The sequence below is a fragment of the Sorangium sp. So ce1153 genome (genome assembly GCF_051521595.1).
Lineage (GTDB): Bacteria > Myxococcota_A > Polyangia > Polyangiales > Polyangiaceae > Sorangium.
This window is the reverse complement of record NZ_CP150361.1, coordinates 1,490,404-1,513,259: the sequence shown is the minus strand read 5'-3', so window position 1 is coordinate 1,513,259 and position 22,856 is coordinate 1,490,404. Positions and strand designations below refer to the sequence as shown.

At 70.7% G+C, this 22,856-nt stretch carries 21 protein-coding genes; 12 read left to right on the top strand and 9 right to left on the bottom strand.

Annotated elements, in window-relative coordinates:
* Positions 1–13: 13 nt before the first annotated feature.
* From WME85_RS05440 to WME85_RS05420, 5 genes are all read left to right on the top strand, one after another.
* Positions 14–1,075, top strand: coding sequence for a hypothetical protein (locus tag WME85_RS05440; RefSeq protein ID WP_437835769.1), 1,062 nt, complete (start codon positions 14–16; stop codon positions 1,073–1,075).
* Positions 1,076–1,098: 23 nt separating this feature from the next.
* Positions 1,099–1,251, top strand: coding sequence for a hypothetical protein (locus tag WME85_RS05435; protein WP_437835767.1), 153 nt, complete (start codon positions 1,099–1,101; stop codon positions 1,249–1,251).
* The gene (locus tag WME85_RS05430; RefSeq protein WP_437835764.1) at positions 1,232–1,705 is read left to right on the top strand and encodes a hypothetical protein; all 474 of its coding nucleotides are present in this window, start codon (positions 1,232–1,234) and stop codon (positions 1,703–1,705) included. The genes WME85_RS05435 and WME85_RS05430 overlap by 20 nt, the downstream gene beginning before the upstream one ends.
* A 431-nt stretch (positions 1,706–2,136) precedes the next feature.
* Positions 2,137–2,454 carry a hypothetical protein gene (locus tag WME85_RS05425; protein WP_437835761.1) on the top strand — a complete coding sequence of 106 codons (318 nt, stop codon included), beginning with the start codon at positions 2,137–2,139 and terminating at the stop codon, positions 2,452–2,454.
* Positions 2,455–2,894: 440 nt separating this feature from the next.
* Complete coding sequence (locus tag WME85_RS05420; RefSeq protein ID WP_437842245.1) at positions 2,895–4,157, top strand: tyrosine-type recombinase/integrase; 1,263 nt, start codon at positions 2,895–2,897, stop codon at positions 4,155–4,157.
* 129 nt (positions 4,158–4,286) lie between these two features.
* Here the strand turns inward: WME85_RS05420 and WME85_RS05415 are convergent, their stop codons facing one another.
* Positions 4,287–5,207, bottom strand: coding sequence for a helix-turn-helix domain-containing protein (locus WME85_RS05415; RefSeq protein WP_437835759.1), 921 nt, complete (start codon positions 5,205–5,207; stop codon positions 4,287–4,289).
* A 143-nt stretch (positions 5,208–5,350) separates the two neighbouring features.
* On the opposite strand from WME85_RS05415, the gene WME85_RS05410 reads away from it, so the two are divergent.
* On the top strand, positions 5,351–6,079 hold the full coding sequence (locus WME85_RS05410) for an SDR family oxidoreductase (protein WP_437835757.1): 729 nt from the start codon (positions 5,351–5,353) through the stop codon (positions 6,077–6,079).
* Positions 6,080–6,107: 28 nt separating this feature from the next.
* Here the strand turns inward: WME85_RS05410 and WME85_RS05405 are convergent, their stop codons facing one another.
* The gene (locus tag WME85_RS05405) at positions 6,108–6,695 is read right to left on the bottom strand and encodes a MarR family winged helix-turn-helix transcriptional regulator (protein ID WP_437835755.1); all 588 of its coding nucleotides are present in this window, start codon (positions 6,693–6,695) and stop codon (positions 6,108–6,110) included.
* A 110-nt stretch (positions 6,696–6,805) separates the two neighbouring features.
* Here WME85_RS05405 and WME85_RS05400 point away from each other — a divergent pair, with 110 nt between their 5' ends.
* From WME85_RS05400 to WME85_RS05390, 3 genes are all read left to right on the top strand, one after another.
* The gene (locus WME85_RS05400) at positions 6,806–7,306 is read left to right on the top strand and encodes an SgcJ/EcaC family oxidoreductase (protein WP_437835753.1); all 501 of its coding nucleotides are present in this window, start codon (positions 6,806–6,808) and stop codon (positions 7,304–7,306) included.
* Positions 7,307–7,453: 147 nt separating this feature from the next.
* Positions 7,454–8,341, top strand: coding sequence for a LysR family transcriptional regulator (locus WME85_RS05395; protein WP_437835751.1), 888 nt, complete (start codon positions 7,454–7,456; stop codon positions 8,339–8,341).
* Between the two features lie 264 nt (positions 8,342–8,605).
* Positions 8,606–10,987: an SUMF1/EgtB/PvdO family nonheme iron enzyme gene (locus WME85_RS05390; protein ID WP_437835749.1), complete on the top strand. Its 2,382-nt coding sequence runs from the start codon at positions 8,606–8,608 to the stop codon at positions 10,985–10,987.
* Positions 10,988–11,137: 150 nt separating this feature from the next.
* On the opposite strand, the gene WME85_RS05385 is transcribed toward WME85_RS05390, so the two are convergent.
* Positions 11,138–11,980, bottom strand: coding sequence for a DUF6597 domain-containing transcriptional factor (locus WME85_RS05385; RefSeq protein WP_437835747.1), 843 nt, complete (start codon positions 11,978–11,980; stop codon positions 11,138–11,140).
* Positions 11,981–12,052: 72 nt separating this feature from the next.
* Between WME85_RS05385 and WME85_RS05380 the strand changes: the two genes are divergently transcribed.
* On the top strand, positions 12,053–12,727 hold the full coding sequence (locus WME85_RS05380; RefSeq protein WP_437835745.1) for a glutathione S-transferase family protein: 675 nt from the start codon (positions 12,053–12,055) through the stop codon (positions 12,725–12,727).
* A gap of 542 nt (positions 12,728–13,269) precedes the next feature.
* Entirely contained in the window at positions 13,270–14,025 is a 756-nt protein-coding gene (locus WME85_RS05375; RefSeq protein ID WP_437835743.1) for an alpha/beta hydrolase family esterase, read from the top strand.
* Between the two features lie 328 nt (positions 14,026–14,353).
* Here the strand turns inward: WME85_RS05375 and WME85_RS05370 are convergent, their stop codons facing one another.
* The 5 genes from WME85_RS05370 to WME85_RS05350 form a co-directional block, all read right to left on the bottom strand.
* Positions 14,354–15,412: a non-reducing end alpha-L-arabinofuranosidase family hydrolase gene (locus WME85_RS05370; RefSeq protein ID WP_437835741.1), complete on the bottom strand. Its 1,059-nt coding sequence runs from the start codon at positions 15,410–15,412 to the stop codon at positions 14,354–14,356.
* A gap of 665 nt (positions 15,413–16,077) precedes the next feature.
* Positions 16,078–16,686 carry a nuclear transport factor 2 family protein gene (locus tag WME85_RS05365; RefSeq protein WP_437835738.1) on the bottom strand — a complete coding sequence of 203 codons (609 nt, stop codon included), beginning with the start codon at positions 16,684–16,686 and terminating at the stop codon, positions 16,078–16,080.
* Positions 16,687–17,087: 401 nt separating this feature from the next.
* Entirely contained in the window at positions 17,088–18,233 is a 1,146-nt protein-coding gene (locus WME85_RS05360; protein WP_437835735.1) for a PAS domain S-box protein, read from the bottom strand.
* A 251-nt stretch (positions 18,234–18,484) separates the two neighbouring features.
* Positions 18,485–19,567: a serine hydrolase gene (locus WME85_RS05355; RefSeq protein ID WP_437835733.1), complete on the bottom strand. Its 1,083-nt coding sequence runs from the start codon at positions 19,565–19,567 to the stop codon at positions 18,485–18,487.
* 288 nt (positions 19,568–19,855) lie between these two features.
* On the bottom strand, positions 19,856–20,440 hold the full coding sequence (locus tag WME85_RS05350; RefSeq protein WP_437835732.1) for a DoxX family protein: 585 nt from the start codon (positions 20,438–20,440) through the stop codon (positions 19,856–19,858).
* A gap of 139 nt (positions 20,441–20,579) precedes the next feature.
* Between WME85_RS05350 and WME85_RS05345 the strand changes: the two genes are divergently transcribed.
* Complete coding sequence (locus WME85_RS05345) at positions 20,580–21,572, top strand: LysR family transcriptional regulator (RefSeq protein ID WP_437835730.1); 993 nt, start codon at positions 20,580–20,582, stop codon at positions 21,570–21,572.
* Between the two features lie 785 nt (positions 21,573–22,357).
* Here WME85_RS05345 and WME85_RS05340 read toward each other — a convergent pair.
* Entirely contained in the window at positions 22,358–22,732 is a 375-nt protein-coding gene (locus WME85_RS05340; RefSeq protein ID WP_437835728.1) for a hypothetical protein, read from the bottom strand.
* Positions 22,733–22,856 lie beyond the last annotated feature (124 nt).

Below are 22,856 nucleotides of genomic sequence, written 5' to 3'. Positions count from 1 at the left end.
GGGTGATCCAAGGATGAAACCAGGGCCGTATTTCTTCGCCTGGTGTGACGAGGCAGAGCGGGGCGATGCGTTCGCGGCGGCGTTGCCGGCTCTCGTTGCACGAGGGAGTTATATCAGCGTGAGGATGGGCTCCGACGTGGATCGCTCGGTGAACTTCGTGGACGAGGCGGTCGCGATGATCCGCGCCCACTTCGGACGCACCGACGCCGAGACCTACTTCGCCGTGGAGCTCGACGACCGACGCACGTTCTATGGCCACTATCGCTGCTTCACGGGCAAGAGCGAACGTCTCAAGTCACGGGGCCCCATCCACATGGTCCCTGCCAGCGCGGCGGACATTCTCCCGCTGGAATTGTACCCCGCCCTGGGCAGCGGCCCGCGCTCCGTGGAGGCGGAAGCCGAGCTCGCGTGGCACATCGTGCTGGATGACCTCGAGGACCTGCTGCTCCGCGTCTGCGCGTCGGACGCGACCGGGCGCGTCTCGACCGGCGGCTGCACGAGCGCGTGGACCTGGCTCGCGCCGGTCTCGATGTGCGCGACGTACCACGCGAACGCCGGCGACATCGCGCGCGATCTCGCCCTGTCGTGGGTCAGCCTCCACGACGGCGAAAGCGTCTCGCGGATCGCGGGCCTACCGGCGGAGGCGCTCCGCGCGCGGGTGGAAGCCGCGCCGGCCGGGGCGCGCGTGGTTCCGACGGACAAGAGCGGGCGCTCGATCCCGCTCTCCCGCGAGACCGTCCTCAAGGCGCTGGCCATGCCGGGCTCCGCCCTGATCGAGGCGCTCATCGCCGCGGCGGACGTGCCCGACGAGGCGTGGCGCGCCGCGGAGCCGCGCGCCGAGGAGATCCACAACCTGACGGTGCAGGCCAGGGCGCGCGGTGAGGGGTTCACCCGCGGCTGCGGGTCCCTCGCCTGGGTGGAATTGACGGGCGAGCACGTCTACTTCCTGGTGGATCACGCCCGGTTCCACGTCCGGCGCCTCCCGAACGGTGGCATCTTGCTGGCGACCCACCCCTACCGCACGCTCTGGCCGCTCTGGTCGGACGCCCTCTTCGCGCTCGGCCTGATGCCCTAACGATCCCGCTCAGCCGCCGCGGCGTGCCCGCCTCGCTCGTGCGCATCCGATATGCTCCCTCGGGCGTGGCCGCGGCGACGGACGGCAGCATTTACGTCGCCGATACGTTCCACCACCGGGCGCGCCGCGTGGGCACAGAAGGCGTGATTGAGGCCCGTGGCCGGCACAGGCAATGAGGGCGATCGCGGCGACGGCGGGCCTGCGGTCGCCGCCAAGCTCGACGCGCCGCGCGGGCTCGCGCTCGGGCCTGATGGCCGCCTGCGCATTGCCGAGCAGGGCGGCCCTCGCGTGCGGCGGGGTACACCCGACGGGACGATCGCGACCGTGGCCGGTACCGGCGCGGTCGGCTACAGCGGGGACGGTGGCCCCGCCACGCTGGCCACATTGACGAGCCCGTTCAGCATCGCGGTGGGGTTCGACGGCAGCGTCTACATCGCCGATAGGGGCAATCACAGCGTCCGTCGTGTGGCGCCCGACGGCATCATTGACACGGTGGCCGGCACGGGGGGCGTGGGGCTTCGGAGGCGACGGCGGACCGGCCGAACCCGCTGCCCGGTGCGCGTGAGTCGCGTTCTGCGCGGTGAGCCTAACTTGGGCCCCCCTCGGTGTCACCTCCGCGCGCGTCGCTGAGGGGGCGCGCAGAACTACCAAATCGAGCCCTTCATTTTCCCCGTTTTTCGGCCCCTCAGCGACGCTTCCCAGAACACCTAACCCCGCGATACAGCTCGATGTTCTTTCCGGGCGCGTACACCGGTAGTTCGCGTCGAACTACCGGGAGCGCAGAACTACCGTTTCGGGCACCTTCCGGCGGCGTCGGTCACGGTTGCGAACGAACCCAACACGGATGGAGGTACATCATGACACGAGCGGCTCTCGCCCGTGTATCGGCACCGCTTGCGCTTCGTCAGGTGGAACACGGCACACGCGGGGTCGAGAGGACATTCCCGGACGTGCCTGCCCGAGGATCGTGCCCCCCGAGGGGGCTTGCCCATCCCGTCACAGCAACGGCGACGCTCGCGATCCCGCTGGAGGGGCTCACACTCACAGCGCCGCAGCCGGAGATGCTCTCGCAGAAGAATGTCGAGTCGGTCACCGGGATCCCGGCACGCGTCTTCCTCGACACGATCCGCGGGCCGGGCTTCCCGCTGCCGGTCACGAGGCTTGGCAAGCTGCGCCTCGTCCAGCGCGAAGCGTTCGTCGCCTACCTCCAGGCGCTGGCTGGTGACCCAGCATCGCGCCGTGACGCAGAGGTGGATGAGCGCACGCGGGTTGCTGCCTTGCTGGCCTCTGCCGGCCTCGAATCTGTCCTATGTCCGCGCACCGACCGGGCGAGCGCTCCTCCCGCAGGAACAAGCCGTGCTAGGCTGCCGCCGAAGTAGAGCGGGCCCGCTCGGCGGTGGAACGCCGGACAGGCCCTTGATCGACCCCCGCGTTCACCGGAGACCGATCCATGACCGACGTACCCCAGCGACGGGCGCGCGCCAAGCGCTCGGCTTCGTTCCCCACCGCATCCCATCCTGCACCGGCGTCGACTGACCGGCGTCCGCGTTCGGGCCGCTCTGGCGGGCGCCCCTCTCCGGCCGCGGAGGCAACTGGGCCCGTCGCAGACTCGCCGGGCTCGGCGAGCACGACGGATCGCCCGAAGCGGACCGCCCGCGCCCCGTGCAGTCCAGCAGGAGGCAAGCGCGCCAACGGCTCCGGGTCCGTCCGGCTGCGCGGGAAAACGTGGACCGCGCGCCTCAGCCTCGGCGAGGCCGGTCGATCCACGTTCAGCTTGCCGACGTGCCGGACCGAGCAGGAAGCCAACGCGCGCTTGGAGGTGCTGGCCGACCTCGCCGGGCGCCTGCTCGCAGCCGGCCAGATCGTTCTCGGCTTGCCGCTGCTGGAGCGGGCTGCTGCGCGCGAGGGCAGCGCGCTCCGCGACGTCCGGCTTGCCATCGAGCAGCTCTGCAGGGGCGAAGCGCGTGCTCGCGCGTCCGGGGAAACAACCTTCGCTGAGTTCGCCGAGTTGGTTGTTTCTGGAAGGCTCGCCGAGCAATACCCACTGCATGTGAAAGCGCTTCGCCATCCGGAGCAATACCGGCATAAACTCAATCATGTTCTAGGGGTACTCGGCCCCGTCCCTCTCCCTCGTTTGACGCTCGATCATGCGGATCGTGCGATCTCCGTGCTGCCAGGACATCTTGAGGACTCCTCGCGTCAAGGAGTTGCAAAGGTCATTCATCGGATCCTCGCGCTCGCCACTTATCCGGCGCGCATCATCGCCAGCAATCCGCTGCCGCGTGGATGGATCCCCAAGGCGGAGGACAACAAGGCCAAAGGCTCCCTCTATCCCGACGAGGATAGACGCCTCATGGCGGCGGTGAATATTCCGCTGTCCTATCGGATCTATTATGGCTTCCTGATTCGCGAGGGGATGCGGGCAGACGAGGCCGGAAGGCTGGAGCCGTCCGACCTCGATCTCGAGCGCGGCGCCGTGATGCTCGACGAGAACAAGACGGATGACCCACGCGCCTGGGCACTCTCACCCGACGTTGTGCGCGCGCTTCGGACCTATTTTGCTATATGTCCCCCGAAGGAGCGTGTCTTCGTTGGGCCGAGCGGGCACCTGCCGGGGCGCAGTGGGGCGCACAACTTTCGAAATCACCTGCGCCGTGCTGGCATCGATCGGCCCGAGTTGTTCGAGACCACGCAGTCACGGCTGAATATACGCTTGCACGACACCCGCGCGACCTTCATCACGATCAAGCTCGCGAACGGCCGCACGGAGACGTGGATCTCCGATCGGACCGGGCATAAGTCGAGCCGTCAGATTCACCACTACAAGCGCGCGGCGCGCAAGGTCGCTGAGCTCGGCTTGGGTGATTTCGCGCCTCTCGACGAGGCGATCCCCGAGCTGAACGGCAGGGGCGGCCGTTTGGGTGGGAGTGATCCCATGTCCGCGGGACCGGAGGCGAGCCCGTCGTCGCCGAGCGACGACGCATCCCTTGTCCGCGCACTGCACCACCGAGCGCCGGGCACGATCGTTGACCACGCCGGGCAGCCCGCAGCGGGCGCCCCGGTGGCTGGAGGCGGCCCTTAGGGCCCGCGTTGGGCCGCGCCGGCGAGCGACCCGGCCGCTAATCGGACAGAACAGATTGAAATTATTGATATTTCGTCCGGGTCCGCCGCGTCGTCTCAGGAATCCTGGCGGGATTCCTTCAGCGCGAGGCTAGGGCGTCGGCCGGCCCGCCGCCGCGCGTGCCGGGCGCCTCCCGCGGCCGCCGTCGCTGCCGCGCGCCGCCGCCGATCGGGTGGAGTGCCGGGCGATGCGCGCGTACTGGCCCGGGGTGAGCCCGACGATGCGCTTGAAGTGCCGGTTGAGCTGGCTCTGATCGCAGAGCCCGACGCGCGCTGCGACCTCGGACGGCGGCACCCCCTGGGCGAGCAGGCCCTGCGCGCGCGCGACGCGGAGGTGGGTTACGTAGGCGTGCGGCGGCAGGCCGACATGGTCGCTGAACGCGCGGCACAGGTGGAACTTGTCGAGGCGCGCGTGCGCGGCGAGGTCGTCGAGGGACAGAGGGTCGGTGAAGCGGGCCCGGACGAGCTCCAGCGCGCGGCGCACGGGCGCCCCCCAGGCCCGCCGGCTGTCCGGCTCGGCGGGGCCGCCGGTGAGCTCGACCAGCGCGCGCAGCGCCTCGGCGAGGGCGGTCTGGAGGGCGAGCGGGTCGGCGCCCGGCTCCCGCAGGAGCGCGTGCAGGCGCGCGAGCGGCGCGCCGGCCGGCTCGCGCTCGTCCAGCGCGAGCCGCGGCGGCGGCGCGAAAGGGCGGCGACCGAGCGCGAGGCGCGCCTCGTCGAGCAGCGCGTCGTCGAAGAGCACGATCTGGAAGTGCGAAGGGCCGTCGCGCCGTACGTCGCGGTGGACCTCGCCCTGGAGCTTGATCTGCAAGGTGCCCGGCCGGCTCGTCCACGTCTTGCCGCGCGCCCACCACTCGCAGCTCCCTGTCTGGATGGAGACGGTGGCGAGGCGATCCTTCACCGACCGGTGGAGCCGCGCGGCGCTGCGGAAGCGGGCCACGCAGAGGCCGGGGAGCGCCTCGGGGGAGGAGATCTCGACACGGAAGGGGTCGTCGGGCTCGATGGCAGGCAGCACGCCTCAAGGATAGCGGGTCCGCGCGCGGCGCGGCTTGGGCATTCTTGGCGCGGCGCATTCCGCCAAGCTCGCCCAAGCCGGGCGGGAGGCGGGGGCGCATCGTCGGGGTGGAGCTTCGCGGAAGGGCTCCGCCGGAGGATCGCATGCACGACAGGAAGGTGGCGCTCGTCACGGGCGCGAACAAAGGGATCGGATTCGAGGTGGCGCGGCAGCTCGGCCAGCGCGGGATGACGGCGCTCCTCGGGGCGCGCGACGCGGAGCGCGGGAAGGCGGCCGCGCTGCGGCTGCGCGAGGAGGGGGTCGACGCGCGGTTCGTGCGGCTCGACGTGACGGACGGGGCGACCATCGACGCGGCGGCCAGGTGGATCGAGGCCGAGCTGGGGCGGCTCGACGTGCTGGTGAACAACGCCGGCATCGCGCTCGACATGAACAAGCCGAGCGAGTGCAACCTGGACGAGGTGCGGCAGATCTACGAGGTGAACGTGCTCGGCGTCGTCGCGGTCACGAAGGCCATGCTGCCGCTGCTCCGCCGCGCGGCGCCGCACGCGCGGATCGTGAACGTGACGAGCGGCCTCGGGTCGCTCGCGCTCAACACGGATCCGTCGTGGGAGCACGGGGGGGTCAACGTGATCGGCTACACCTCGTCGAAGGCGGCGCTCAACATGGTGACTGTGCAGCTCGCGAAGGAGCTGCGCGCCTCCGGGATCAAGGTGAACGCCGCGGATCCGGGGTACACGGCCACCGATCTCAACAACAACACCGGGCCGCAGACGGTGGCGGAGGGCGCGGAGTCGACGGTCACCCTCGCGACGCTCGGCGACGACGGGCCAACGGGCGGGTATTTCGATCGGCGGGGGCGGGTGCCGTGGTGAGCGCCCGCGCGCCCCTGCCGCGGGCCCTTCAGGGGGCTCGCCGCGGGCGCGCCTTGATGCGCTTCACGTCGCTGGCCTCGCTCGCGCCGCGCGGCGCGGCGCTCGCCGGGGCGGCTCCGGGCCCGGCCGGGCCCTGCATGCGGGCGATCTCCTCGGCCATCAGCGCGATCGCCTGCTCGAAGAAGCCGCAGATGAGCTGCAGCTCGGCGAGCGAGTAGCGCGCGCAGAGCACCGCCCACCGCTCGCGGAACGGCGCGAAGAGCGCGCCGATCTCGGCGTAGCGCTCGACCACCGGCTCGACCACCAGCTGCCGCCGATCGCTCGGGTGCTTCACGCGCCGCACGAACCCCGCCGTCTCCAGCCGGTCGAGCACCCCCGTCACGCCCCCGGAGGTCAGCCCCGTCAGCTGCACCAGGTCGCCCGGCGTGACCGGCCCCGCCTCCGCCGCCCGCCGGATGACGTCGAGGTACTTGTGGTCGGTGCCCTTCAGCCCCAGCCGCTCGGCGATCGCCTGGTGAAAGAGCACCGACTGGGTGCTCAGCTCGCGGCCCAGCCGGTCGCCCAGGCTGTCGACCAGCTCGCTCACCGCCTTCGCGCTCGTCCGTCTCGCGGCCATCGATCGCCTGTCGCCTCGATCCGCCCGCACTCTACCCGATCCGCCGCTCGCTTGACAAGCCTTGGTAATTATCTTACTTACTAACAGACTTACCTGGCAGGAGGTTTTCGATGGATCGTTCGAGCGACGAGGCGGCCATCCGGCGCATGTTCGAGGCCCTGAGCGAGGCGTGGGCGCGCGAGGGCGCGAGCGCCGTCGAGAGGTTCTACACGCCCGACTCCGACTACGTGACGTTCGACGGCTCGTGGCTGCGCGGCCGCGAGGCGAACCGCCGGGTGCACGAGGAGCTCTTCGCCGGCGTGCTCGCCGGCACCCGGCTGGTCGGCGAGATCGAGGGCGTGCGCTTCCTCGGCCCCGACACGGCGGTGGTCGTCAGCACCGGCGCGGTGCTGTGGCCGTGGCAGAGGGTGGCGCCGGCGAGCCGGCGGTCGCGCCAGACGCTGGTCGTGGTGCGCGGCGACGACGGGCGCTGGCGGGTGGCGTCGTTCCAGAACACCCGCGTTCAGCGGCTGCCCCCGTCCGACAGCCTGTTCATGCGCTTCTTCGTGGCCGTGTTGCGCTTTCGCCTCGCCCTGTGGCGGCGGCGCCACCCCGAGGCCCTCGCGTCCTGAGCGCCCGCGCGGCCGATGCCCGTCTCCTCGACGAGCGCGCCCGCGACCATCACGCCTCGCCCGTGAAGCCGGGAGCCTTCATGGCCCAAGGACGGCCTCCGGCGCGCTTGTCGGCAACGGGCACCGATGGTAGGCCGGTTTCCAGGGATGCAAAGCGCCGGCTCTCCGCTCTGGGACGATCTCCGCGTGCTCCTCGCGCTGCACCGCCATCGCAGCTTCCTCGCCGCGGGCAAGGCGCTCGGGGTCTCGACCTCCACGGCGGCGCGGCGCATCGACGCGCTGGAGGCGTCGCTCGGGAGGCCGCTCGTGCACCGGAGCAACGGGGGGACGTCCGTCGAGCCCGACGCGCTCGACCTCGTGGCGCTCGCCGAGCAGATCGAGAGCGGGCTCCACGCGATCCGCCGTGATGAGGGCGAAGAAGCGCTCTCCGGGACGGTGCGCGTGTCGCTGGCCGACACCATCGTTCAGCCCGTGACGCAGCTCCTCTGCGAGCTCCGGCGGCTGCACCCGGGGCTCCTGCTCGAGATCCTCTCGGAGACGCGGCTCGTCGATCTCGCGCGGCGCGAGGCGGACATCGCGATGCGCTCGATCAAGTCGTCGTCGCCCGCGGTCGTCCATCGCGCGGTCGGGCGCGCCTCGTTCGGGCTCTACGCCGCGCCGAGCTACGTCGAGCGGCGGCTCCGGGGCGGGCGCCTGAAGACCGCCGATTTCGGGCGCCACGATTTCGTCGGCTACGAGGGGACGCTGGCGCAAGGGCCGAAGATGACGTGGCTCATGACCCACGGGGCGAAGCGCTTCGTCCTGCGGTCGAACTCGCACTTCGCGCTCCTCGAGGCGGCGCTGCAGGGTCAGGGCATCGTGCTCATGTCCGACCCCTCGGCGCGCGCGACAGCGGGGCTCGTGCGGCTCGAGGTCGACGCGGAGCTGCCGTCGGCGCCCATCTTCCTCGCGTACCATCGGGAGCTGCGGAACGTGCCGCGCGTGCGTCTGGTGCTCGACGCGCTCGACGCGGCGGTGCGCACCGCCCTTCGTTAGCCGCAGCGCAGGGCGCGCCAGACCGGCTGACGCCGCGCGCTGCGGCTAACGAAGGGCGGTGGCCGCTGTCCTCGTCAAGGTGCCAGTCGAGTTCCTGCGGCGCCTGACAGCGTCGTTGGACGCGCCGTGGGAACGCGCGGTGGGAACGCGCGCGCGGACGGCCACGACGGTCTTGACTTCCCAGAAGTCGTTTGTTCTTCCTGGTAAGTTCCCCTGATCGATGCGTCGCGAGTTCCGACCCGCCGGCTGACACCTCGGACGACCGTGCTGAAGCCCATCGACGTCTTCATCTCCTACGTGCGCAGGGACGAGCCCGCCCTCCGGGAGCTCGTGGCCCACCTCGCGGTCCTGCAGCACCAGGGGATCCTCCGCGCGTGGCACGACCGGGAGATCGAGGCGGGCGCCCGCTGGGAGGCGGAGGTGCGCGAGCACCTCGAGGCGGCGCAGCTCATTCTGCTCCTCGTCAGCGCCGATTTCATCGCCTCGTCTTCCTGCTGGGACGCCGAGATGGAGCGGGCGATGGCGCGCCACGCGGCCGGCTCGACGCGCGTGATCCCGATCCTGGTCAGGGCGTGCGACTGGAAGGGCGCGCCCTTCGGGCACCTCTCGGCCCTGCCGGACAACGACCGCCCCATCCAGGCTCGGCCCGATCGTGACGAGGCCTGGACGGACGTGGTGCTCGGCATCCGCGCGGCCCTGGACTGGAAGGCTCCGCGCCCGCACAGCTACAGGCCGAGCTACCCGGACATGGAGACCCGCCGGCTCGCCCAGGAGCTGGAGCGGGCGCGCGGGCGGCTCAGGGCGCTGCAGCTGGCCGGCGCCGACACGGCGGATGCGCAGCGCGACGTCCTGGACCTCCGGCGGCAGCTGCGCGAAGGGGGACAGCTCCGCGCCGGGGACAGGCTGGGGCCGGGCGGCAGGTACCTGCTCCTCGAACGCATCGGGCGGGGCGGGTTCGCGAACGTGTGGCGCGCGCGCGACGACGAGCAGGGGCAGGTGGTCGCCATCAAGGTGCTGCACTCGAGCCTCGCGGAGGACGCGACCCGGCGCGAGCGCTTCTTCCGGGGCGCCCAGCGCATGGCGGGGATCGAGCACCCCGGCGTGGTGCGGGTGGTCGAGCCGCACGGCGAGGACGGCGGCTTTCACTTCTTCGTCATGGAGTTCGTCGGCGGCGGCGACCTGCACCAGGCGGTCCTCCAGCAGCGCTTCCCGGCGGCCCAGGTGATCCCGCTCGTCCTGCGCGTCGGCGAGGCCCTCCGCGCGGCGCACGCGAAGGGCCTCGTGCACCGCGACGTGAAGCCGGCGAACATCCTGCTCGAAGCGTCGGGCGAGCCGCGGTTGACGGACTTCGACCTCGTCGCGGCCGCGGACACGACGGGCGGGACGCGGACAGGCGCGCTCGGCACGTACGTGTACAGCGCGCCCGAGGCGATGGACCGGCCCCAGGACGCCGACGCGCGGGCCGACGTGTACGGCCTCGGGATGACCGCGCTCTTCTGCCTCCACGGCGCCCAGCTGCCGGCCGAGGCGGTGCACGACCGGCCGGCGTTCCTGCGGGAGCTCTCGTGTGACAGCACGGTCAAGGCCGTCCTGGAGCAGGCGATCACCTGGAAGCGCGAGAAGCGGTACGGCAGCGTCGAGGACTTCTGCGCGGCGCTGCGCATCGCGATCCGGCCGCGCGGCGCGGCGTGGGCGCAGCGCGGCGGGTCCGAGTTCCCTCCGGCGTCGGCCGGGACGGCCACGGCCACGCCGGCGACCGGGATCCCGGCCCTGGGCGCCGCGGCGCTCGGCGCGCTGGCGGGCGGCCTGGCCCATGCGGTGGACGCCGCTCAGCTCGATCTGAGCGCGCTGAAGCTCGAGATGGGCGTGATCGTGAGCGGGCGCTTCTGGATGGGCAGCCGCAACGAGGACACCTCAGCGAAGGCCGACGAGCGACCGCGGCGGCAGGTGATGGTCGCGGCGTTCAGGATGGGCGTCCACCCGGTGACCCAGCGGGCTTACCGCGAGGTGATGGGCGCGAGCCGCGCCTCCCCCCTGGGGGACGAGCTCCCGGTGAACAACGTCAGCTGGTGGGACGCCATCGAGTTCTGCAATCGCCTCTCCGCGCTCCGGGGGTTCGAGCCCGCCTACCAGCTCGACGGGAAGGACGTGACCTGGAACCGCGAGGCGAACGGCTACCGGCTCCCCACCGAGGCAGAGTGGGAGTACGCGGCGCGGGGCACCGATGCACGGATGTACCCCTGGGGTGATGACCCGCCGTCGGACCAGCTCGCCTGGAGCGACACGCGCATCAAGAGCCCGGTGCTCGCGAAGCGGGCCGGCCCGAGCCCCGTGGGGTACTATCCGAGGGGAGCGTCGCCGTTCGGGATCCTCGATATGGCCGGCAACGTCTGGGAGTGGTGCTGGGACTGGTACGGTGATTACCCCGCCACGGATGGCCCGGTGAGCAATCCGATCGGGCCTTCGTCGGGCTCCGGGCGCGTGCTCCGCGGCGGCTCGTGGCGCGTCATCGCGAAGCACCGGCTGCGGGCCGCGTCGCGCCACTTCCTGTTCGCCGGCACCCGGGACGTCGACGTGGGCTTCCGCTGCGTCCGCGGCTCGCTCCAGGCCCACGCCGCGCCATCGCCGCGCCGCCTGGTGCGCTGACGGGGCTGCTGCGCAGCGCGGCGCGGCGCGAGCCGGTCGCCGCGCTCCTCCGCGGCGAGCTCGAGCTCGCGATCGTGAGCTCGCCGGTGCGCGATCGCGCGCTCGTCGTCGAGCCGTGGCTGACGCGCGGCCCTCGCCCCCGGGCGCTCGTCATCCCTTCACGCCGGGGGCCCCCTCTTTCAACAGCGCTGCCGCGCACCGCTCCGCGTAGGCAGCCGGCGTGAAGCCGACCTGAGCCTTGAAGTCGCGGATCAGGTGCGCCTGATCGTGATACCCGAGCTCCTGCGCGAGCGCCGCCCACGCGACGGGCGCGCCCGAGGCCACGCGCTCCGCGGCCTCCTGCACGCGCGACCGCCGGATGATCCACTTGGGCCCGACGCCGATGTACCGCTCGAACGCGCGGTGCAGCGTGCGGACCGAGACCCCCGCGACCCGGGCGAGATCCTCGGCGCGGTGGATGTCGCGGTCGCCCTGCGCGCGGGAGGCGAGCGCCATGGCCTCGTCGAGCCCGGCGTCCTCCGGGCCCTTGCGCGCGCGCAGGGCCTCCTCGACGGCGCGGATCGCGACGGCGTCGTCCGGCTGGTCGAGCACGGCGCGCTCGAGCGGCCCGGCCACGCCGCCGAAGATCTCGACCAGGGGGACGACGCTGTCGACCAGCCGGCGCATGGGGAGCGGCGCGAAGGGGAAGAAGCCGCCCGGCTTGAACTTCGTCGCGACGACGCGCCCCGTCCCCTCGAGCCGGGCGACCTCGCGCCGGGTCCCGATGCCGTGCACCGCCGAGCCCGGCGCCTCGATGGCCAGGTTCACGCAGGGGTGCGGCAGGATCTCCTGCTCGAACGGCGCGGCGAGCGACCAGCGGACGACCCAGTGCCAGTCGATGAGCCTGGCCAGGTCGGGCGCGGGCGCGTGGCGGCGCAGCTCGAAGCGCTGGAGGCCCGCGGCGGGGTTCAGGATGCCGCGGGTAGGGTCCTCCGGGGTGATGCTCAGGCTCATGATCGCGCGTGGCGCTCTTTTACAATACCACGCCTGGCCGTGGCTTTAGCGTCCGTCCCCGGAGGCAGCAACATGGCTGATTCGACCACGACCCCGCGGGGCAACCTCGTCTTGTTCCACTCACCGAACTCGCGCTCGGCTGGCACGCGCATCCTGCTCGAGGAGCTGGGCGCGCCGTACGAGCTGCGCGTCCTCAACATGAAGGCCGGGGAGCAACGGAAGTCCCCTTACCTCGCCGTGAACCCGCTCGGGAAGGTGCCCGCGATTCTGCACGACGGCGCGCTCGTCACCGAGCAGGTCGCGATCGTCATCTACCTCGCCGATCTGTTCCCGGAGGCGGGCCTGGCCCCTGCCCTCGGGGATCCGCGGCGCGGGCCGTATCTCCGGTGGATCGCGTACTACGGGTCGTGCTTCGAGCCGGCCGTCGTCGATCGGGCGATGAAGCGCGAACCGGCGCCAGCCTCGACGTCGCCGTACGGAGACTTCGATACGATGTTCGGGGTCGTGGCGGAGGCGCTCCGGAAGGGGCCGTATCTGCTCGGCGACCGGCTCTCCGCGGCCGACGTCCTCTGGGGCGGGGCGCTCGACTGGATGCTGAAGTTCAAGCTCGTGCCCGAGCTGCCGGAGGTGAAGGGCTACGTCGCGCGGGTGTGCAGCCGGCCGGCGTTCGCGCGGATCGCGGCGAAGGACGCAGAGCTCGCCGCGGCGCACGAGGCAGCGCTCGCGGCGGAGGCACGCGCGAGCTGATCCTGCTCCACCCCGCTGACGCGGTGCTCCGAAGGAGCCTCGTCAGCCCTGTCCTCCCCCGGGTTCGACGACGCCCGCGGGCCGGTCAATTGGAATTGACGCCCGTCGTGTGATCGTTCACATTGCGACCCGGGGGCATCCTTTTGCCTTGCTTCGGACGGGGCGTCCCGCGCCCCGAGACCATCCCCCGAGCGCATCGCGGAGTCGCCACGTGGCGATTACCGAAAGACGAACCTCGCAATCACCAGAGGGTCCAGACCATGCCCAGCTCAGGTGTTCGTTCCTCTTTGCCCGCCATCGCCTTGATGGTTCTCGCTTGCTCGTCCGAGACAGGCTCGTCCGGCACGGGAGGTGGCGGAAGCGGTCAGGTCACGGGCGGCGGCGCCCCCTCCACGGGCGGGGCAGACGCTGCCACGAGCGGCGAGGGTGGCGCGACAGCTGCATCGACCGGAGGCGAAACGTCGACAGGGGGCGGCTCGTCGACCGGGAGCGAAACGTCGACAGGGGGCGGCGGCACGGGAACCGGCGGCGCCGAACCGACCGTGGGCAACCCGAGCCCGGGCTGTGGCAAGTCGGGGCGGCCGGCGAACGGAAAGGTGACGGTCGACAACGATCACATCTACACGTTCCCGGAAAGCTACGACGGCAGCACCCCTCTCCCCCTCCTGGTGGGCTTTCACGCCTGCGGCAACCCGATCGACCAGTTCCTCAACCTCACCCGGGGGTCGGCGTTCGAGACGGAGTACGTGCGCGCCGTGGGAAGGTCGTCGGACGGGGGTGGCTGCTGGAACTACAACAGCGACATCGCCAAGGTCCTTCGAATCTACGACGACCTCATGGACAACTACTGCGTCGACATGGACCGTGTGTTCGCCACCGGCCACAGCTCCGGCGCCCAGATGATCGTGCAGATCCTGGCGCACAAGTCCGATGCCGAGCACCTGAACTTCAGGGCGGTCGCGCCCGTCGCGGCCTCCGATTACGGCGCCCTGCAGGTGTCCGTGCCCGTGATGTACATCCAGGGCAAGAACGACACGGTGCGCGGGGGGGACGGCGCGAGCACGGTCGCGAGGTTCCGCGCCGCCAACATGTGCGAGATGAGCTCGACGCCGTACTCCGAGGTCATGGGCTGCCAGAGCAGCGGCAAGGCGGTGAACCCCGGCTGCATCTCCTACAGCGGCTGTTCGGAGCCGACGATCTGGTGCTCACACGACGATCCCTCGTACAGCAACACGAGCCACGGCGTTCCGTGCTTCGCCATCCAGGCGATGCTCGACTTCTTCGCGGACGTGCCGTAAGGGCGCTCCGGGCGCGCTCTCTCGCCTCCCGGAGGCCAGAGCACAATCAGACTGAAACGCCCGGGAAGGACGTGCCGTAAGGGCGCTCCGGGCGCGCTCTCTCGCCTCCCGGAGGCCAGAGCACAATCAGACTGAAACGCCCGGGAATGAAGAGATTTGAACCACAGAGGCACAGAGGACACAGAGGAACAACCCAAGAAGAACTCTGTGTCCCCCGTGCCTCTGTGGTTCAATTTCTCGCGGTTTGAACCTGTCAGGTGTCCTGGAAGCGATCGAGCCCGCGGTGACTTCGCGTCGCCACGGGCTCGATGCGCGGCTCCTGGCGGAGCTACTCCTGGAGCGTCAGCAGGCCGAGCTTGTAGGGCAAGCGGCCGTATTCCCCCCCGACGCTGGGATCCCGCCCCTGGTAGAGGAACCGCATGTTGCACGCGCTGATGGTCATTTTCTCGTCGTGCCCGGAGCGGACCAGCTCGCCGTGGCTGATGTCGTCGGACCAGTCCCCGCCCTCGTAGGTCACGTTTGCGGGACCGGCGAAGGGATTGTTCTTGGTGTCAGCCAGGGGAGCCCAGGGGCCGTCGAGGCTCTCGGAGGTCCACGACCTGAAGAAGCGAGGGCTGTTGTCGAACGCCTCCACGAGGAGCAGGTACTTGTTCGAGCCATCCACCTTGTAGACGTTGCTCGCCTCGAACAGGAGCCCCGCGCTGGGAGCCGTCATGACGACCTCGTAGCCGTCGAACTTCGGGAAGTCCTCGATGCTGACCTTGGAGCGGTAGAGCTTTCCGTCGTCCCGCGAGAAGAAGAGGTAGCAATAGTCGTCGTCGCAGATGTTCCAGAAGTCCAGCGCGCCGAGCGTGCTCCCCATGGCGCCAGGCTCGCCTCGGAGCAGCGACTGGGGCCGGCTCCAGCCGTTCATGTTGTTGATGTCGTCGTTGGTCGAGTACCTGCCGTTCCACTGGTAGATGAGGTACCACTTGTTGTGCGGCCGGAAATAGAAGACCTGAGGCGCGACGGTGCTGCCGGTGGGCCAGCTCCCCATGTAGTGCTGCTCGGCGGCAGGCGCCTGAGGGAAGTCCGTGAAGTTCAAGTACACCGACTGCCACCCGCCGTTGCCCGACGTGGTGTCGAACACGGTGGCAAAGACGTGGTACTTGTCCTCGAAGAACACGATCGTCGGGTCCTTGACGGAGGCGAAGGTACGGCCGGCAGGCGGCTTGGGGCTGATCACGGGCTGCCCCGACTTCCACTTGAACGTGGTGGGCAGCTCGCAGAACGTCTCCGAGCCGCCTGTGCCGGCACCCCCGGTCCCCGGAGCGCCACCGGTCCCCACGGTCGCCGCGTCGCCGCCCGCGCCCGTCGTGCTCCCCACGCTCGCGGCGGTGGTCGACACGCCTGAGCCCGCCCCCCCTACGCCCGTCGTGCCGCTGGCGCTCGTCGAACCGCTGGCGCTCGTCGTCGGATTCGCCGAGCCGCCCGTCCCACCAGCGGGCTCTTGCTCGTCCGCCGGGTCGCTGCCGCAAGCGGCGAGCGCCGCGAGCACACAACCGAGCGCAGAGAGACGACGAAGGGAACGGCACGGGGTCAGAGCTTGGCGGGGCAAATCGAAGTGAGTGATCATGCTAGTCTCCAGAGGGATGCCCGATCGGGCCAGCGAGCTCCTCAGAGCCCGGCGTCGAGGTTGATGCGCAGGAGGACGGAGGCCCTGGGGCACACGACGTGCCTGTACAGGACAATACGGAAGAATACCTGGGACACAGATTGTGAGCGTTCACATAGCCGGCGTCAATCAAAACCCGCCGCGCGACCCTCCTCGATCCCGACCGTCGCGCAGGGGCGGCCGGCGGCGGTACCCGCGTGAGCTACCCTACGAGGAAGAAGGCATCCTGGGAGCGTGGCGTCCCGGGCTGGAGGATCGCCGCGGGCTGATCGATCGGGGTCGATACCGCATATGTGAACGTTCACAGATTGATTGGACGGTATCTTCTGCTTTGCCCTGCCCCGAGGCGGCGCGAGCTCTCGCGGCGTCGCTCGGGCGCGAGCTCACGAGCCCCCGACTCAGGGCTCCGGCGAGTCGATGCGCATGAACGCCGAGGTGCGGAAGGTGCGCTTGCTGAGCTTCCAGCCGGAGGGCGTCCAGACCGCCTCGTTCTCGTACGTGCCGTGCGCCACCTGGACGCTGCTCAGCGGGTCATAGATGTGCGTCGCGATCAGGTACGAGGTGATCTTCGCCCGGTGGCCGCCAGGGAGGATGTCGACACGAACGTTGCTGATCAGGTGCTGCGTGGCGACATAGCCGGACGCCGCGAACAGCTCGTCGATGAAGTCGGCCCAGGCCTCGGCGCTCGGCACCGAGACGACCGGCGGATCATCCGGCGCGGCCCCGGCTTCCCAGATGAGGACCGGAGCGTTCGGCGTGAAGCACCTCGAATAGATCTGCTTGCCCTTCTCCAGGTCACCGCGGCCGATCGCGTCGGTTCCGGCCGCATAGCAGTACTCGAGCTGCTCGATCTCGTGCAGCGCCTTGAGCTCCATCACGCCGTTCGGAGGCGTGCCCTCCGCCGGCGTCGCGACAAGGACGGTGACGGCGCCCGCCAGCGCGACGGCGGAGGCGACCGGCAGGACACGACGCAGAAAGCTGCTGACACGACCGCTGTTCGTGCTCATGGATCTCACCCCTTTCGCTGGGTGCTCACAAATTGAAAAGGATCAAAGGAACAATATAAATATCCTTTCAAATCGAGTCAAGCGATCTCCGCGGACGGAACCCGGGATCTGCCGCCTGTTCGATGCTCGATTTCCCCTTGGCTTGATGTCGTACTCCCGGCGTTCTAGCTGCACAGGCCGAAGCGCAGGTATGGAGTCATCGCCTTGGCGGCGCTCCCCGACGACGTCGGCGCACTCTGTCTCTTTGGTCACGTCAGAGGTCACGTCAGAGGTCACGTCAGAGGTCACGTCAGAGGCCGCGTCAGGCGGCGCGGCGCGCTCGAGCCGCGCTCCACCGCCGCGGCGCCGGGGCTGGTCCCCGCCTGGCGGCGCCGGCGGGGGAGCTCGCGCAGGGCGGCCCGTCAGCCCCGGGCGCGCCGCCTCGTCTCGCCGCCCATCCTTCGAATGCAGTGCTCGAGCCCCTGCCGCAGCGTCGAGCGCGTCTCGATCGACGCGAGGTCCACGCCGAGCCCGACGAGGGTCTGCGCGATCGCCGGGTGGATCCCCGTGATGATCCCCTCGGCGCCGAGGAGCTTGATGGCTCCGGAGAGCCTCATGAGGTGGTTCGCCGTCTCGGTGTCCATCGCCTCGATGCCGGTCAGATCGAGGATCGCATAGCGCGCCTGCGTCCGGACGACCTCGCGGAGGACCCCATCCATCACGTCGGCGGCCCGCGTGCTGTCGAAGATGCCCACCAGGGGCAGCGTGAGCACGCGGTCCCACACCTGGATGATCGGCGTCGACAGCGAGCGGATCACCTGCTGCTGCCGCTGGATGAGCTCCAGCTTGGCCCGGAGCTCCTGCTCGGTGCGCTTCGCGGCCGTGACGTCGAGGGTGACGCCCGCGACGTGGGTGACCTCGCCACCCTCGTTATGGATGGGCAGGTACCAGGCCTCCCAGTGGACGCCTTCCAGCTCGTTCACGAAGTAAGACATCGTGCCCGCGAGCGCCTTGCGCAGCTCCGCCGTGCCGTCCTCCGGGTAGATGTCGAAGATGTTGAGCCCGAGGAACTGCCCCGGCTTGAGCCCGGCGGCCGCGAGCCCCTTTCCGTCATGATGAACGAAGACCCCCCGCTCGTCGATCGCCCACAGACAGATGGGGAGTTGATCGTTGATCGCCCTGAGGAGCTTGAGCCGTATCTCCTGCTCGATCCGCTCCTCCGCGTCGCGGAGCGACCCATAGACCTCTTCCCGCTCGGGCACCCACCGCGCGGCGCACTCGAAGAACTTGAACGATCCATCCGCGGTCTTCAGCCGCAGATCGAGGACCATGGGCTCCGCCGCGCCGCGGAGGCGCGCCCACGCCTCGTCGAACGAGCGCCGATCGTCAGGGTGAACCAGCGGGGCGAGACCAGCTTGCGAGGCCGCGTGGAGCTCCGGGCTCATCGCCCGCGCGAGCGCGCCGCTCGTGCGGAGGACCGCGCCGCCCTCGGTAGCGATGAAGACCAGATCCATACAGTGCTGCAGATAATCGTCGATCGTGCTGGTCGTGCGATCAGGCTGGGCCATCCGACCCGGCAGAGTACATCGGTCAAGCAGCCAGTGTCGAGGTGTGGAGCGCCTCGCATCCCGAGGATTTTCTACCGGTCTGCCGGCTCACAATGGCCACGAATCGTATCGAGCATTTCCGCCTCGCGCCCGAGTGGGCGTCTGTAGGTGATCACGCAAGACATCGTGGATGAGTGCGCGTCTGTAGGTGGCCGCGCAAGACATCGCTGAACCCGGCTGCCGGTCTGCGCGCGCCCATCGCGGCGGCGCGCTCACTTCCCCTTCACCGGCTCGAACACCACCTTGCGCTGCCAGGCCCTCATGTGGAGGGTCCTCTTCCCGTCCGCCTCGCTGGGCACGAACTCGGGCCAGCCGATCCACGGAGGGCTCGTGAGCACCAGCTTGGCGGTCCCGTCCTCCTCCTTCTTTCGCCCGACGCCGCTCTGCCACTCTCCCGCGTCGAAGACGCCCCGGTTCCCCTCCACCCGGATGCTCACCTCGCCGAACCACGGGTGCTCGTACGTCCCGGCGAGGTGGTCGAGCCAGGCCCGGTCGGGCTCGAGGTCGACCTTGCTCATCTCCTGGCGGAAGTCCGCTTCCTGGGTCTGCGCGGCGTAGGCGAGGTCCTCCCGCGCCTCGTCGCGGCCGTCGAAGAGCACCTCGAAGAGCTTGCGGCGGAAGACGCCGCCGTTGAACGGCAAGAGCGATGTCAGCGGCTTGGTCGTCGACGCGATCCGGAACAGCGTCCTCGGGGTGACCGGGGCCTTCTTCCCGAGCTCCCTCACGCCGAAGCCTCGCTCGAAGACGACCTTGCCGCCCTGGAGGATGGCCACCGCCAGCCCCGGGATGCTCGCCGCCTTGCGACCCTCCTCGATGAAGGACTCGAGCTCGCGCAGGCGCCTCTCGTCGAGCACGTGCGCCGTCTTGCCCTGAAACGACTCCTCCTCGACGCCCTCGGGCTTGAGGCTGAAGAAAGCGATCTTGGCGCCTGCCCAGCGCCTCCCCCACCCCTCCTCCGTCCCGTCGAACAGCGCCACGTACCAGGTGTCGCGCTTGCGACGGGCGCTGGCGAAGACGTCGCGCGCCTCCTCCGTGGTCGTCTCGTACTCCACGTCCGTGAACCTGTCCCAGCCGCGCCGCCCGGGCGGCGTGGTGACGCGCTTGATCTTGCGGGCGAAGTCGCGCTTCACCTGCCGCCAGGCCGCGGCGATCGCGGCGTCCGCCTCGAGCTCCTTGCGCTCGATGAACGTGACGGACACCTCACGATTCACATCCTCCAGGACCATGACGTCGCCGCGGGTCGTCACCTTCCAGCCCTTGGGGGCGGTGAACGCGGCCCCCGAGGGCGTCTTCATCGGCGAATCGGCGTCGACCTGGACGACGCTCTCCGCGGCCGGCGCGGCGACGGCGGACGGCGGGGCCGCGGGCGCGGGCGCGGGCCGACCAGCAGCGGTGATGGAGGCCGCCGGCTGGACGGGCCGCGGCTCGCCGCCTCGGGTGCCGGAGATCGCTTGTGCGAGCCGCCCACCCTCCTGGAGCTATGATGAGCTGTCCTCGTCGAGTCATCGACGCATCGGGAGGCCCGCGCTGGCGACGCGGCTTCATGCCTCGAGCGCGGGCCCGCGGCCGCGTGAGCCCGCAGCTCAGCGGACGAGCGCCGCTTTGCCCGCGTGCTCGACGTCCCGCGCGGCCGACGAACGACGCGCGAAGAAGCGGCGCGCGAGCAGCGCGTCGAGCGAGAGCTGCCCCGGTCCCGCGCCGAGGAGGAGGACCGCGATGGCCGTGAACAGCGAGGCGAGCTCCGAAGAGCCAGAGCCGCCGGGGCTCCGGCCGCCCGCGCGCACGAACCAGGCGGGCAGCCCGCCGAAAGGGACGCCGGGCCCCGCGTCGACGCCCTGCACTGTCAAGCGGATGAACGGGTCGCTCATCGGAATGTGAACGATCACAATACCCACGATCATGGTCGCGGCGATCCCGACAGAGGCTAGCGGCGTGGCAAGGCCCAGGATCCAGGCGATGCCGCCGCCGAACTCGGCGAAGGCAGCGAGCGCCTGGAGCCACCCCGGCACAGGGCCGGGGCCCATCCAGCTCGTGGCGGCCATCATCTTCGGCGCTCCGTGGAGGGCCATGGCGGTGCCGCCCACGAGTCGAACGAAGAGCAGGCCCGCCGCCGTGGAGCGGTCGAGCGCGCGAGGGAGGAGAAAGCTCAGCATCCGGTCCATGTTCATGATCCCTCCGCCGCCGGTGCAGGCCGGAATCGGCGCGCCACCGCGGCTCACGGGACATGGATGCGGCCGACCCGGGCGCGTGATAACCAGCCTGGAGCGTGAAGGACCTTTCCGCGTTCGTGAAAGATGCGGGTGCCGGATGGACCGCTTGACCAGCATGGCGGTGTTCACGAAGGTGGTCGCGACAGGGAGCTTCTCGAAGGCCGGGCGCGAGCTCGGGCTCTCCCCCGCGGGCGTGAGCAACCACATCCGCGCGCTCGAGGAATGGCTGGGCGCGCAGCTCATCCACCGCACGACGCGGCGGCTCAGCCTGACCGAGGCGGGCGAGGCCCTCCACGAGCGCTGCGCGCGCATCCTCGAGGAGGTGGAGGGCGCCGAGGCCGCCACCGGCGCGCTGCAGGAGGCGCCGCGGGGCCGGCTCAAGATCTCCGCGCCCATCACCTTCGGGATGCGCCACCTCGCGCCGGTGATCGCCGACTATCTCCTCGCGTATCCGGGCGTGGCCGTCGATGTGGCGCTGAACGACCGCAAGGTCGACCTGCTCGAGGAGGGGTTCGATGTCGCCGTCCGCATCGGCGAGCTCCCGGACTCGAGCCTGGCCGCGCGTCGCGTCGCGACGAGCCGATCCGTGCTCTGCGCGTCCCCAGCCTACGTCGAGCGTCACGGCGCGCCAGGGGAGCCGGCCGAGCTCGAGCGCCATGAGTGCCTCGAGTACGCGTACCGGGCGACGCCGGGCCAGTGGCGGTTCAGCGGGCCCGACGGCGAGGAGGTGTCCGTGCGCATCCGGGGGCGGCTGACGTCGACGAACGGCGAGCTGCTGCGCGTCGCCGCGCTCCGCGGGCTGGGCATCAGCGTCGCGCCGACGTTCATCGTGGGCGAGGACCTCGTCGCAGGCCGCCTGGTCCCGCTCATGCCGCGCTATGCTCCGGCGGAGCTCGGCGTTCACGCCGTCTACCCGCAAGGGCGACACCTCCCGGCGAAGGTCCGGAGCTTCATCGACTTCCTCGTGAGTCACTTCGGGCAGGAGCCCGCGTGGGACGCCTGGGCGCGCGGCGGGGCGGCCGCGCCGGCGCACGCGGCACGGGCGGGACGGGCGGGACGGGCGGGACGGCAGAAGGAGCGGCGGCGATGACGCCGCGGCTCGGCGGCGCCCTGGGCTCGATATGCTTGCTTGTCGGGGGCGAGCATCGGCGCGACAATACGTCATCACGCCCGGACGCCTCGGATGAGCGCGACGCTCGCGGCCGTCGGCGTGTCCGGCGCTTTCTGATCGCGTCGCGCGAACGGGCGTGAGCCGCTCTGCCAGGCTCACCCCTGCTGCGAGGGGCCGTGTCGCCATCCCGCATGTCGCTCCTGGCTTGACGACGCGCTCGCTCCTCTCGAGAGGCCCGTCGGCGCGCCGACCTGGCCCGTACGTGATGAACCAGCTGCTGAAGAAGCACGGAATCGACGCGGGCAGCACGGCGCCGGCGCCGGCGGAGCGCGCAGCTCAAACGCTCCTCTCCGCGGGGGGATGTGCGCGCACGGAGCGCGCCCGGTGCGACCCTACCGGCCAGCGCTCGCCCGTGTAGCGCCGCGGGCGCGGCGTCGCGCGGCTCTCCGGCCAACGGTCGTCGGACACAGGCTCTCGCCCCTGGCGCACGGCTTGCACAACAACGCTGTGTCCGAGACCAACTCGATATAGCCCGCGGCGCCAGAGCTCCATCAAGCCACATCGGACGGCGCCCGCTGGCAGGCGCGAGCGGGCGCCGTCCATTCCCTGAAACCAAGCCATCCTACCTGGAGACACGTCAATGCGATTCCCCCCCGTGCCGATCCTCGCCGCGCTCCTCGCGCTCGCCGCTGGCGGTTCCTGGCTCGCTCACGAGATCTCGGAGGGACCTCCTCGGTCAGCCTCCGCCGGGACCTGGCCGCGTATCAGAGCGCCGGCGCGTTCACGAGGCGGGCCGCACACCGGCCTTCCTTGCAGAGGCAGCCGCCGCCGCAATCCATCGTCCCTGGGCGGCACTCTTGCGTGCACACCCGCCCCTCCTCGCACGCGGGCGCGCTCGCCTTCGCGACGCAGGCGGCCGGGTGGCACCCGCAGACGGGCACGCAGTCCGCGTCGGTCTGGCACGGGTCGCTGCCCACGACGATGTCATCGCCCGCCGCGGAGGCTGTCGGCGGCGTGGCGGGCCCCTGCCCCGGAGGCGCGCTCGCTCCGGGGGGCTCGCGCGACGAGCTCCCGCACGCGGCGCCGCCGAGCACGGCGGCCAGGAGGATCCCCATCGAGCGCTGGAAGGTGTGTCTCATGCACGTGCTCTCTCATGAGTCACCGCGAGGTTCAAACGGTTCACGAGGTCGACCGTGGAAGGGTCAGCGCGTCTGCCGTGAGACGAGGGCCCCGCGGGCGCGCCTCGGGCGATGCGCGGAACAT

Coding starts and splice junctions, on each gene's coding strand:
- WME85_RS05385 (WP_437835747.1), bottom strand. CDS start 11,980: ATGAGCCTGAGCATCACCCCGGAGGACCCTACCCGCGGCATCCTGAAC.
- WME85_RS05440 (WP_437835769.1), top strand. CDS start 14: ATGAAACCAGGGCCGTATTTCTTCGCCTGGTGTGACGAGGCAGAGCGG.
- WME85_RS05345 (WP_437835730.1), top strand. CDS start 20,580: ATGGACCGCTTGACCAGCATGGCGGTGTTCACGAAGGTGGTCGCGACA.
- WME85_RS05425 (WP_437835761.1), top strand. CDS start 2,137: ATGCTCTCGCAGAAGAATGTCGAGTCGGTCACCGGGATCCCGGCACGC.
- WME85_RS05380 (WP_437835745.1), top strand. CDS start 12,053: ATGGCTGATTCGACCACGACCCCGCGGGGCAACCTCGTCTTGTTCCAC.
- WME85_RS05410 (WP_437835757.1), top strand. CDS start 5,351: ATGCACGACAGGAAGGTGGCGCTCGTCACGGGCGCGAACAAAGGGATC.
- WME85_RS05340 (WP_437835728.1), bottom strand. CDS start 22,732: ATGAGACACACCTTCCAGCGCTCGATGGGGATCCTCCTGGCCGCCGTG.
- WME85_RS05405 (WP_437835755.1), bottom strand. CDS start 6,695: ATGGCCGCGAGACGGACGAGCGCGAAGGCGGTGAGCGAGCTGGTCGAC.
- WME85_RS05350 (WP_437835732.1), bottom strand. CDS start 20,440: ATGAACATGGACCGGATGCTGAGCTTTCTCCTCCCTCGCGCGCTCGAC.
- WME85_RS05395 (WP_437835751.1), top strand. CDS start 7,454: ATGCAAAGCGCCGGCTCTCCGCTCTGGGACGATCTCCGCGTGCTCCTC.
- WME85_RS05360 (WP_437835735.1), bottom strand. CDS start 18,233: ATGGCCCAGCCTGATCGCACGACCAGCACGATCGACGATTATCTGCAG.
- WME85_RS05400 (WP_437835753.1), top strand. CDS start 6,806: ATGGATCGTTCGAGCGACGAGGCGGCCATCCGGCGCATGTTCGAGGCC.
- WME85_RS05355 (WP_437835733.1), bottom strand. CDS start 19,567: ATGAAGACGCCCTCGGGGGCCGCGTTCACCGCCCCCAAGGGCTGGAAG.
- WME85_RS05365 (WP_437835738.1), bottom strand. CDS start 16,686: ATGAGCACGAACAGCGGTCGTGTCAGCAGCTTTCTGCGTCGTGTCCTG.